At 69.9% G+C, this 10,032-nt stretch carries 11 protein-coding genes; 7 read left to right on the top strand and 4 right to left on the bottom strand.

The window, feature by feature from the left end; genetic code table 11:
• Positions 1–768 precede the first annotated feature (768 nt).
• Positions 769–2,097, top strand: coding sequence for a TolB family protein (locus ACFYOS_RS35845; protein WP_387151618.1), 1,329 nt, complete (start codon positions 769–771; stop codon positions 2,095–2,097).
• 322 nt (positions 2,098–2,419) lie between these two features.
• Here the strand turns inward: ACFYOS_RS35845 and ACFYOS_RS35840 are convergent, their stop codons facing one another.
• Entirely contained in the window at positions 2,420–4,765 is a 2,346-nt protein-coding gene (locus ACFYOS_RS35840) for a PEP/pyruvate-binding domain-containing protein (RefSeq protein WP_387151615.1), read from the bottom strand.
• Between the two features lie 31 nt (positions 4,766–4,796).
• Between ACFYOS_RS35840 and ACFYOS_RS35835 the strand changes: the two genes are divergently transcribed.
• Both ACFYOS_RS35835 and ACFYOS_RS35830 read left to right on the top strand, forming a co-directional pair.
• Positions 4,797–5,135, top strand: coding sequence for a PadR family transcriptional regulator (locus ACFYOS_RS35835; RefSeq protein ID WP_387151621.1), 339 nt, complete (start codon positions 4,797–4,799; stop codon positions 5,133–5,135).
• Entirely contained in the window at positions 5,117–5,791 is a 675-nt protein-coding gene (locus tag ACFYOS_RS35830; RefSeq protein ID WP_387151612.1) for a permease prefix domain 1-containing protein, read from the top strand. The genes ACFYOS_RS35835 and ACFYOS_RS35830 overlap by 19 nt, the downstream gene beginning before the upstream one ends.
• Positions 5,792–5,837: 46 nt before the next feature.
• On the opposite strand, the gene ACFYOS_RS35825 is transcribed toward ACFYOS_RS35830, so the two are convergent.
• Genes ACFYOS_RS35825 through ACFYOS_RS35815 form a run of 3 tightly spaced genes read right to left on the bottom strand, consistent with a single transcriptional unit; the run spans position 5,838 to position 7,433 of the window.
• Complete coding sequence (locus ACFYOS_RS35825) at positions 5,838–6,062, bottom strand: SHOCT domain-containing protein (protein ID WP_387151610.1); 225 nt, start codon at positions 6,060–6,062, stop codon at positions 5,838–5,840.
• Positions 6,063–6,102: 40 nt separating this feature from the next.
• Complete coding sequence (locus ACFYOS_RS35820) at positions 6,103–7,068, bottom strand: M48 family metalloprotease (RefSeq protein ID WP_387151608.1); 966 nt, start codon at positions 7,066–7,068, stop codon at positions 6,103–6,105.
• Complete coding sequence (locus tag ACFYOS_RS35815) at positions 7,065–7,433, bottom strand: BlaI/MecI/CopY family transcriptional regulator (RefSeq protein ID WP_387151606.1); 369 nt, start codon at positions 7,431–7,433, stop codon at positions 7,065–7,067. The genes ACFYOS_RS35820 and ACFYOS_RS35815 overlap by 4 nt, the downstream gene beginning before the upstream one ends.
• Before the next feature lie 131 nt (positions 7,434–7,564).
• On the opposite strand from ACFYOS_RS35815, the gene ACFYOS_RS35810 reads away from it, so the two are divergent.
• The 4 genes from ACFYOS_RS35810 to ACFYOS_RS35795 are packed head-to-tail and all read left to right on the top strand — an operon-like array spanning position 7,565 to position 9,704.
• Positions 7,565–7,747, top strand: coding sequence for a hypothetical protein (locus ACFYOS_RS35810; RefSeq protein WP_387151603.1), 183 nt, complete (start codon positions 7,565–7,567; stop codon positions 7,745–7,747).
• 20 nt (positions 7,748–7,767) lie between these two features.
• Positions 7,768–8,976: a sulfite exporter TauE/SafE family protein gene (locus ACFYOS_RS35805; protein WP_387151600.1), complete on the top strand. Its 1,209-nt coding sequence runs from the start codon at positions 7,768–7,770 to the stop codon at positions 8,974–8,976.
• A 12-nt stretch (positions 8,977–8,988) separates the two neighbouring features.
• Positions 8,989–9,219 carry a heavy-metal-associated domain-containing protein gene (locus ACFYOS_RS35800; protein WP_387151597.1) on the top strand — a complete coding sequence of 77 codons (231 nt, stop codon included), beginning with the start codon at positions 8,989–8,991 and terminating at the stop codon, positions 9,217–9,219.
• Positions 9,216–9,704 (top strand): DUF2752 domain-containing protein, encoded by a 489-nt coding sequence (locus ACFYOS_RS35795; RefSeq protein WP_387151594.1) that lies wholly within the window; start codon positions 9,216–9,218, stop codon positions 9,702–9,704. Before ACFYOS_RS35800 ends, ACFYOS_RS35795 begins: the two co-directional genes overlap by 4 nt.
• Positions 9,705–10,032 lie beyond the last annotated feature (328 nt).

Raw genomic sequence — 10,032 nt, 5'->3', positions numbered from 1 at the left:
GCTGACCAGCACAGCCCTGTCCCGACGACCGGAGGACCAAAGGAGACCACGCCCACCGCCGCGACAGACGGCCCGACACCATGCCCTCAACCCAACCGCATCGAACACCAGCGATAAGAGGCCCGAGGCCGAAGCGGCCGACATCAGCCGTGAATGATCGAGGCTAGCTGTCTTGTTGCCCGGCGGAGCGGGTGTCCGTGGACAGTTGCGCACCATAAACAATTGCCCGTGTGGTGCGACATGATGATTTCATAAGGCGAGTCAGGCTATATGCTAATCCGTCGCTTCGCCCTCCGGTCGCAACAGATCCGCTAATCGGCATTGGTGCTCGAAAGTGACCTGATCGAGTTGCTGGAACAGCCGTTTTGGCGGCGGGAAGTCTGGCGGACCCGTTGCAGGGAAAGGGGTTTGCTGGCGCCCCCTGCCGCGTGACCGAAAACGGCGTTGTGTCAGATGCTGATTCCGGCTGTCGTTCCTCTTGATTTGTTTCGGATGGGCCTTGACCTGCGCCGATAGCAGGACCACCCTGACCTGCGTCCCGGCACTAGGCCCGGGAAGAATAGCGATTGGACGGCAACCACGCCACCGACAATCGCTACTACGCGTGCGCTGAACACTCAACCATCTGTGAACGCAGGCCAAAATCCTACGCCAGATGTCGACGCAGAGGCTCAAGCGCAAGGCCACGGACGACCAGCAGCTTCGTGGTCGACGAAGAGTGCGAGAGCACGCCTGCCTGACATCGGAAATTTGGTCCTTGGAGCCGACATGAGGAATCTACGCATCGGGCTCACCATCCTGACGACCACCACCGTGACGTTCGTGGGAATCCACGCCGTCCCCGCGGCCGCCACGGCGCCCCCCACCACCCGGGTCAGCGTCTCCAGCGGCGGGGCGCAGGGCAACGACCACAGCGGAGGCCGCGGGATCAGCCCCGACGGGCGCTGGGTGGCCTTCGCATCGGAGGCCACCAACCTGGTCCCCGGCGACACCAACGGCCGCTCGGACATCTTCGTCCGTGACCGGGCCACCGGCATCACAGAACGGGTCAGCGTCGCGACCGGCGGCGCCCAGTCGACCGGCGCCCAATTTACCGTCAACAGCACCGACCCGGTCATCAGCGCCGACGGCCGCTACGTCGCCTTTGTCTCGGACGCCGCCAACCTCGTGCCGGGCGACACCAACTTCTCCGACGACGTCTTCCTCCGCGACCGTGTCGCCGGAACCACCACCCGGATCAGCGTCTCCACCGCCGGCGCCGAGGGCGACTACCCCAGCTACGAGCCGACGATCAGCGGCGACGGGCGCTACGTCGCGTACACCTCGTGGGCGACGAACCTGGTACCGGGTGACGAGAACTGGTACTCGGACATCCTGCTGTGGGACCGTATCGCCGCGACCACGACCCGGGTCAGCGTCTCCACCACGGGCGGCGAGACCTATGGGGAGAGCCGCCAGCCGGCCATCACCCCCGATGGCCGCTACGTCGCGTTCACCTCGACGGCGCCCAACATGACGACGCCGCCCACGAACAACTATGACGAGATCTTCGTCCGTGACCTCGTCACCGCCACCACCAGCGCAATGAGCTACTCCACCAACGGCGCCGAAGCGAACAGCGACAGCTACCGCCCCGCGATCAGCGCCAACGGCCGCTACGTCTCCTACTACTCGTACGCCACCAACCTGGTGGCCGGCGACACCAACGGCCGCTACGACATCTTCCTCCGAGACCGGGTCGCCGCCACCACGACGAGAATCAGTGTCGCGACCGGCGGCGCCCAAGCGAACATGGATAGCTATAACTCAGCGATCAGCGCGGACGGCCGCTACGTCGTCTTCGACTCGGGAGCAACGAACCTGGTAGCCGGCGATACGAACGGGTACCTGTGGGACGTCTACCTGCGGGATCGCGTGGCCGGCACCACCAGCCGGGTCAGCGTCTCCACCGCCGGAACCCAGGGCGACAGCCAGACCGGCGGCCCGTCGATCAGCGCCAACGGCCGGCTCATCTTCTTCAGCGGAGTGGCGACCAACCTGGTGCCCAACGACACCAACGGTGCGGCCGATGTCTTCCTCCGGGACCTCGGTACCTGACGACACGACCACGGCACCGCCCCGCGGTATCAGCGAGGGTGCGCCGCCCACGCGGCGGCGCACCCTACCGCCCGGAACGCCCCGGAGCTTTTCGGCCGCCCGCACGTGGATCGGATTCGGGAGCGCCCCTCGCGCGACTGCTACCTGGTGCTCGTGGACACCCCGCGTCCAAGCCGCCGCTGCTCATACAGAGAGGCTGGAGCTGGACCTGCCCAGCTCCAGCGCCTCCGCGTGTGGGACCAAGAATCCCTCGGGCAGCACCCGATCGAACGCGTCGCCCGCTTCCACGCCTGAGCAACACTCACAAAACCGCTGATCCGCGTCACGGTCGCCCAGGTTCTCCTGCCCCACTGGCAGGCATGACGGGCTGGGTGTGAAGTGTGACGGTGCCTGCATTGCCGTCCACGGTGACGAGCTGCCCGGGACGCAGCCGTTGGGTGGCGTCGCCGGTGCCGACGACGGCGGGGACGCCGTACTCCCGCGCCACCAGTGAGGCGTGTGCGGCTAGGGTGCCGCCGTCGGTGACCACTGCTGCGGCGCGCGCGAACAGCGGCGTCCACGCCGGGGCGGTGGCTTTGGCGACGAGCACCTGACCATCGGCGAAGGCGTCGAAGTCCTCCGGTCCGTGCACGATGGCGACCGTGCCGGTCGCTCGGCCTGCGGATGCGGGATGCCCGACGAGCGCGCCCTCGGGGGTTTCGATGGTGCTGCGGGCCTGTTGGACGGCGCGATCGATGACGTCGCCGACCAGTCGTGGGGGACGGCCGAGGGTCAACGGCGCGGCCAAGCGGCGCTGGCGTTGCCATCGTGCGCGCCGCTCGTCGACCGTGGCGCTTAGCTGGCTGGGACCGCCGCTGATAGCGGTGTTGACCTCCTCACGGGTGCAGAAGTAGATGTCGTCGGGCTGCTCGATTGCCCCCAGGTTGACCAGGTGCCGCCCTAGGCGTGCGGCGCAGGCGCGTAAGACCGGCCAGGCGAGGGTGAACTCGCGTGCCTGCTCCTCGCGGATGACCGCGTAGCGCTGGTTGACCTGCAGCAGCCGGTCGAAGTCCGCCACCAGTCGTGGGCGGTTGGCCAGCGCTGCTCGGCAGCGTTGTTCGCCAACGTTCCGCTGTTCGGCGAGCTGGCGATGGCGGTCGGCGGCCAGGGCCGGGTGGCCGGTGGCCAGTTCCGCCGCGACCGGGTGGTACCAGTCGACGCTCTGTACGGCGTGCCCGGCCGTCACCGGTTGGGCGCCGGGGAGTCCACGCAGCAGCACTTGGGCCCCGCCCTCGCTGTCGGGTAGCACGTCGACAAGGTGCTGGCGGGCGAAGCGGGTCAGGCAGGCTTCCATCTTCCACGCCGACCCACCGACGATCGCCAAGTACCACAGGTAGATCCCGGCCTCCCGCCCGAGTGCATCGACGAGTTCGGTCAGCCGCTGCGGCGGTGCCGTGTCGACCTCAGCCTCTGCCGACTCGACGAGGCGGCGGTAGCCGGGCAACTGCCGGTCACGCCACGTCCGCTCCAGTTCGGACAGGACGGCGCGGTCGGCGGCGGCCGGGTCGCGGCTGACCCGGATCAACGCGTTGAAGAGGATCTTCACGGCGCGCCCACGGCCCTGCCCCAGCACCTTGGCCAACAGTCGCGGGGACGGGATGGGCGTGGCGTTGTAGTACCAGCCGTTGACCAGCGCGTACCGGAACGGCACCCGCACCCCGACGGTGCCGTGCATCCCGTCGAGGTAGCCGTTCTCCAGTGCCGGCAGCAGCCAGGTGGCAAACAGTGGGGTAACCGCCTCCGGGAGCCATTCGCCAAGCCGGAAATTGCGCATCCACAACCCGGGCACCGGCGGCGTCCACGACACCGGCTCCGGCACGGCCGTCATCGGCCGCGCCTGCAGCAGCCACAGCCCGCCCGCCCGGTCGATGGCCCACTCGACGTCCTGCGGTCGGCCGTCGTACCGGTCGGCGACCCGGCGCGCAAGCTCCGCGACAGCCTCGGCCTGGGCGTCGGCGAGAGCACGCCCACCGCCGGGGCGGGTCATCACGGTGCGGCCGGCGGTGACCGTCCACTCTTCGCCGGTCGCCTCTCCCGAGACGAGGGGATCGCCCAGCCCGGCGACGGCGGTGACCACCGTCGGGTCGCGGTCGCCGGTGACCGGATGCGCGGTGAACGCCACCCCGGCCGCAACCGGGTCGACCATCACTTGCACCAGGACCGCCATCGCTGCCGTCGCCCCACCTTGCCGCTGGTGGTAGGCGGTGACCCGCTCACTGGATGCCGCGGCGAAGCATGCCCGCACCGCCGCACCCAGCGCGCCGGCCGGCACGTTCAGGTACGTCTCGTACAGGCCGGCGTATGAGGCGTCCGGCAGGTCCTCGGCCGCGCCCGACGACCGCACCGCGAACCAGCCCCCGCCGAGCCCCTCGACGGCGGCCGTAAGCCGGACATCGAGCTGCGGGTCGGCCAGGGCTGCGGTGGTCACCACGAACCCGGGCGGCACGGGGAAGCCGGCCGCAGACAGCTCCGCCAGTACCGCCGCCTTCCCGCCGATCACCGCCCGGTCGACCGGGCTGGCCTGCGTCAGGTCGACGACCGTCGGATTTGAGCTCATGACCCACCCGCCATGTGTAGCGTTGCAAAGTATTGTGACGCTACAGTAGATGCGCTGGGCGGCAGCCAGCAAGAAGGAAGAAGGGGGCCACGAGGTGTTGCCGATGCGGCCGGAACTGCTCAAGGGTCATCTCGACGCGTTGCTGCTCGCAGTCCTGGAACCCGGGCCACAGCACGGCTACGCCGTCATCGAAGCCCTGCGGACCAGCAGCGACGGGGCACTGGACCTGCCGACCGGCACCGTCTACCCGGCGCTGCACCGCCTCGAACGCGCCGGACTGATCGCCAGCGACTGGCAGACGGTCGGCGGCCGCCGCCGCCGCGCCTACCACCTCACCCGTGCGGGACAGGCATTCCTGGGCGAGCAGCGTGCGGTGTGGGACCAGTTTTCCACCGCCGTCACCGCCGTCCTGGGTAGGCGGGCATGGCCAGCGACCGCATGACCACCCCAGCCGGGGAAACACGTCTCGACGCGTACCTGAGCGACCTCGCCGCACGGCTGCGTGGGCCACGCCGGCGCCGTGCGCAGATCCTCGCCGAACTGCGCGACGGGCTCGACCAGGCCGTCGCCGATCACAGCACCGCCGGCCTACCCGAAGGCCATGCGGTCGCCGCCGCGATCGCCCAGTTCGGCACCCCACAAGCAGTCGCAGAGGCGTTCCGCGGGGAACTGGCCACCGCCTATGCCCGGCGCACCATCGCCTGGTACATCGCCACCGGACCGCTCGTGGGCATCTGGTGGCTCCTGCTGCTGCAACCCCACCCCTGGCGCACCGGCATCATCGCCCTGCTGGCCGCGATCCCGGTCATCCCACTGATCATCATCGCGATCGCGACCGCCGCCGGAACCTTCGCCACCACTGGCCGCCTCATGCGCTGGCTCCCTGAGGCCAGCCCCCAGCACGCACTTACGGCCACCACCATCATCGCCGCCCTCGCGCTCACCGGGGACATCACGGTGATCGCGATCTACCTCCGGTCAGCGCGTCCGGCGCAGTCACTCGCCGTCTTCGCCATCGCCGCCAGCCTCACTCGCATCGCCGCAAGCCTGGTCACCATGCGCGGCGTCGCAACGATGCGCAACGCCAGTCACCGCTGACGGTCTAACGCCCGGGCCGTCAGGGCGGCGCGTCTGGGGACACAGGTCACGAGTGGCCGCGCAGGGTCCCCAGACGCTGTCGGTACTCCCGCTCGTCGATTTCGCCGCGGGCGTAGCGGTCAGCGAGGATCGCCTCGGCGCTGGCCACTGGCGCGGGCTGACCGCTGGGGCCGCGATCGAGCCGCCGAACGAGCAGGATGACACCGCCGATGATCAGTCCGAGAATGACGAGGCTGAACAGGGCGTTGAGCAACCACCAGCCGCCCATCATGCCGCTTCCGCAATTCCACATGAGAGGTTCCTCCAAATCACTAGCTCGTGACGGGCATGCAGGCCCCGAGCGCGGGGATGGCAAGGCCGAGAGCCGCCACTGCGATGGGGGTCGCGGTCAGGGCGATCAGGCTTGCGGTGATGGCCAGCCTGCGCCGCGGTGATACCGGCGGCGGTGGGGTGAGCAGGCGGTGCACGCGTTCGAGGGCGTCTCCGCCGTGGGCGGCAGCGGCCATCGCCGGGACCGGCGCGCACTGGGAGCGAGTGGCGGCCTCAGCGCACGCGACGAGGGCGCGGGCGAGGTCGAGCGGGGCGTGGGCGCGGGTGGCGATGTCGTCGGCGTGCAGTTCGACGAGCCGGTCGATCTGCCGGTGGGCGTCGGCGAACACGGCCATCGCGGGGAACGCCTTGGTCAGCATGCGTGCTGCGGCGAGGAGGAGATGGTGATGGTGGCGCGTGTGGGCCCGTTCGTGGGCGAGGATCGCGGCGACTTGCGGGGCCGGCAGGTCAGCGATCGCCCCGGAGGTGATGACGATTCGGTGGCGCCGGCCGGGCAGCGCGTACGCGGCGGGCACGGGGTCGTCGACGACGACTGCGCCCAAGCGCGGGTCGAGGCGGCCGATCAGGGTGAGGGTGTTGTGGTGCTCCCGAAGCAGCCGGGCAGCGTCGCGGGCCACGGTGGCTAGCCTTCGTACGGCGAAGCCGGCCCCCGCTGCGAGGCCGGCGATGCTCGTCCAGACGATGGCGTGGCCGATCGGCCCGAGGTCGCCGGAGAGCACGTCGACGCAGAACGCCCACCAGGAGCAGACGGTCTTCTGGGTGGCGGGCCAGCGGGCCACCAGCGATGCCGCTGCAACAAGGCCGGACACGGTGACACTGGCCAGCACCGCGTACCAGGCGGCCAGGCCGAGGCCGGGGGCCCGGTAGACCCAACGGGCGTTGGGCAGAATCTGGGTCGCCGCGGCGGAGATCAGTCCGGCGAGCAGCAGCAGCTGAATGGCGATCATGCGCGGTCCCCGTTCTCGAAGCTGTCGAGTGCGGCGCGCAAGGCGGCGGTCTCCTCCGGTGACATCTGGCCGACGAGCTGGACGAGGGCCTGGCGGGGATCGCCGGCGGCGTCGAGCGCGGCGCGCATCAGCCCGGCACCGTAATCCTCCCGGCTGGCCTTAGGGGTGTAACGGTGGGCGCGCCCCGCGGGTTCCCGGGTGAGCCAGCCCTTCTTGTACAGGTTGTCGGTGACGGTGAGCACGGTGTTGTAGGCGAGGTCCCGGTCGGCGACGAGGGCGGTGTGGATCTCCCGGACGGTCAGGCCGCCGCCGTCGCTCCATAGCCGGTCCATGATCGCCGCCTCCAGGTCGCCGAATCCACGCACGCGTCCTACCTCCCTGCACCGTAACTCCTATCCAGGATAGGTGATCCTGCCGTGGTCATTTCTGTCGGGAGTTCGAGGTGAAACGGCATAAACACCGCACGAAGACTCCCCTAAACTCCTAAGGAGTTTAGGTGTTATCGTTCGTTGCGTCCAACGAGACGAGGCCCAGGGGTGCGCCGACCGACGCTGTCGCCCTCGCCCCGGCCGCTGCTCGTGCCGCCGGCTGCTCGGAGCAGTCCACGGTCAGCGCCGCGGACACCGAGTTCGTCAACTGGCTACGCGCCGTCGTCGGCCCCGGCCAGATCGGCATCTGACCCAACCTGAAGGAGTGCGTGTGAACCTGGGCGCTGTACTGATCACCGGTCTGTTCGCCGGGGGCATCTCCTGCGCCGCCGTGCAGGGCGGCCTGCTCACCGGCCTCGTCGCACGACAGCACGGCCGCGCCGCGGCGAGCACCGCGGACACCAGACCGAAGGTGGCTGTCGGCGGCGGGCGGCCCCCGGCCGCCGGCAAGGCGCCGGGCAGGGAAACAGCCCGCACCACCGCGAGTGGGCAGCAGTGGCGGGCCCGTACCGTCGAACCACCCAAACCGCTGCACCAACGGCTGGTGGACGGACTGCGGGGGGCGCGGACGCAGGCCGGCGACGACCTCGCCCCGGTGGGCGCGTTCCTGAGCGGCAAGCTGGTCTCGCACACCCTGCTCGGCGCCCTGCTCGGCTCGGTCGGCGCCGCTGTGCAGCTCTCGCCCGCGGTGCGGGTGTGGACCCAGCTGGCCGCCGGCGCGTTGATCATCGCGTTCGGGCTGGCGCAATTGGGCGTCGGCCCGTTCAAGCGGCTCACCATCGAACCGCCGGCGGCGTGGTCGCGGTTCGTGCGGGGCCGGGCCCGTTCCCAGGCCGCCTTCGCCCCCGCGATCCTGGGCTTTGTCACCATCCTGGTGCCGTGCGGGATCACCCTCTCGGTGGAAGCCCTCGCCCTCGCCTCCGGCTCCGCGCTGTCCGGCGCCGCGACCATGGCGGTGTTCGTGATCGGCACCAGCCCGCTGTTCACGATCCTCGGCTACGCCGCCCGCAAGGCGGCCACCACCTGGAAGGGCCGTCTGGCCGTGGCCACCGGACTGGTGGTGCTCGGCATGGGCGTGTACACGTTCAACGCCGGGCTCACCTTGGCCGACTCGCCGGTGGCCGCGAAGAACCTGGCGGTGACACTCGGGTTCAGCGCCGGCCCCGCCGTGGCCGACCCGGCCGTGGTGCACCAGAACCCGGACGGCCGGCAGGAGGTCATCGTCACCGCCCGCAGCGCCTCCTACGAGCCGGGCAACATCGCCGTCCGGGCCGGCATCCCGACCACCCTGGTCGTGCGTTCCGAGGACAACTACGGCTGCACCCGCGCGTTCGTCATCCGGTCGATGAACAAGCAGTGGGCCCTGCCCGAGAACGGCGACACCCGCATCGACCTGGGCGTCCTCAAGCCCGGGAAGCTGTCCTACACCTGCGCCATGGGCATGTACGACGGGCAGCTCACCGTCACCGACCAGCAGTAGAGGAGGACCCTGATGGCCCAGACCACCGTCACCTACACCTTCGCCGTGCAGGGCATGCACTGCGCGTCCTGCGGCATGCTCATCGACGAGACCCTCGAAGACCTCGACGGGGTCGCCTCGTCGTCGACCAGCCTGCGGGCCGGCCGCACGACGGTAGATGTGGACCCGGGCCGGTGCACACCGGCCGACGTGGTCGTCGCGATCGGCGAGGCGGGCTACACCGCCCGCCAGGAGCAACCATGACCACCCCACACCCGCCCTACCCCGCCGACGACGCCGCGAAGGCGGCGTACCGGCCGGCCGGATGGACCACGCGGTTCGCGCCGCTGTGGCTGCTTGCCGTGCCGGCCGCCTGGTTCGCCTATGTGCTCGCCTTCAACCCCACCGACCGCGTCGGCGACCCCACCGGCCCCTGCCTGTGGCACATGGCTTTCGGCATCGACGGGCCCACCTGCGGCATCACCCGCATGACCTGGTACCTGCTGCACGGCGACCTCATCGACGCCGCCCGCATGCACCTGGCCGCCCTGCTCCTGGTCCCGCTGGGCGCCTACGCCTGGACATGGTGGACCGCCGCCCGGATCTTCGGCAGACAACTGCCCACGCCACACGTCAGCCGGCGGACCGTGATCGGCGTCGCCGTCGCGTTCGTCGTGTACGCGGTGGTGCTGCGCAACCTGCCCTGGGCACCGTTCACCTGGTTCTACGTACCGGACTTGACGGCCTAACGGGCACGGGCGGAACCGTCCCGAGAGGCATCCGCCGAAGCATGGGCCGCCGGTTACGACGACACGCATGGAGGCAGTGCGACGTCGAAGACCCAGCCCAGCGCCTTGCCGGCCGCGACCGCGGCCTGATCGAGCAGCAGATCGGCGGCATGACCTGCGCGTCCTGCGCCGCCGGCCTGTCGGGTCTCAGGACGTCTGCGACAGATCAGTCTCGGGAGCTGCGTGACATTTCCGGCTAGTCTTGCTTTTTAACCTTCGGCGTTCTGGGCCGGACTTTGTGCGCTGTCGTGAGTGGACATGAAGACGGCCTTCGGTGATCATGTCGTCT

The organism is Micromonospora sp. NPDC005806 (genome assembly GCF_042871425.1).
In the GTDB taxonomy this organism is placed as follows: Bacteria; Actinomycetota; Actinomycetes; order Mycobacteriales; family Micromonosporaceae; genus Micromonospora.
Note: the sequence above shows the minus strand (reverse complement) of the source record. Positions and strands in the feature narration are given on the sequence as shown.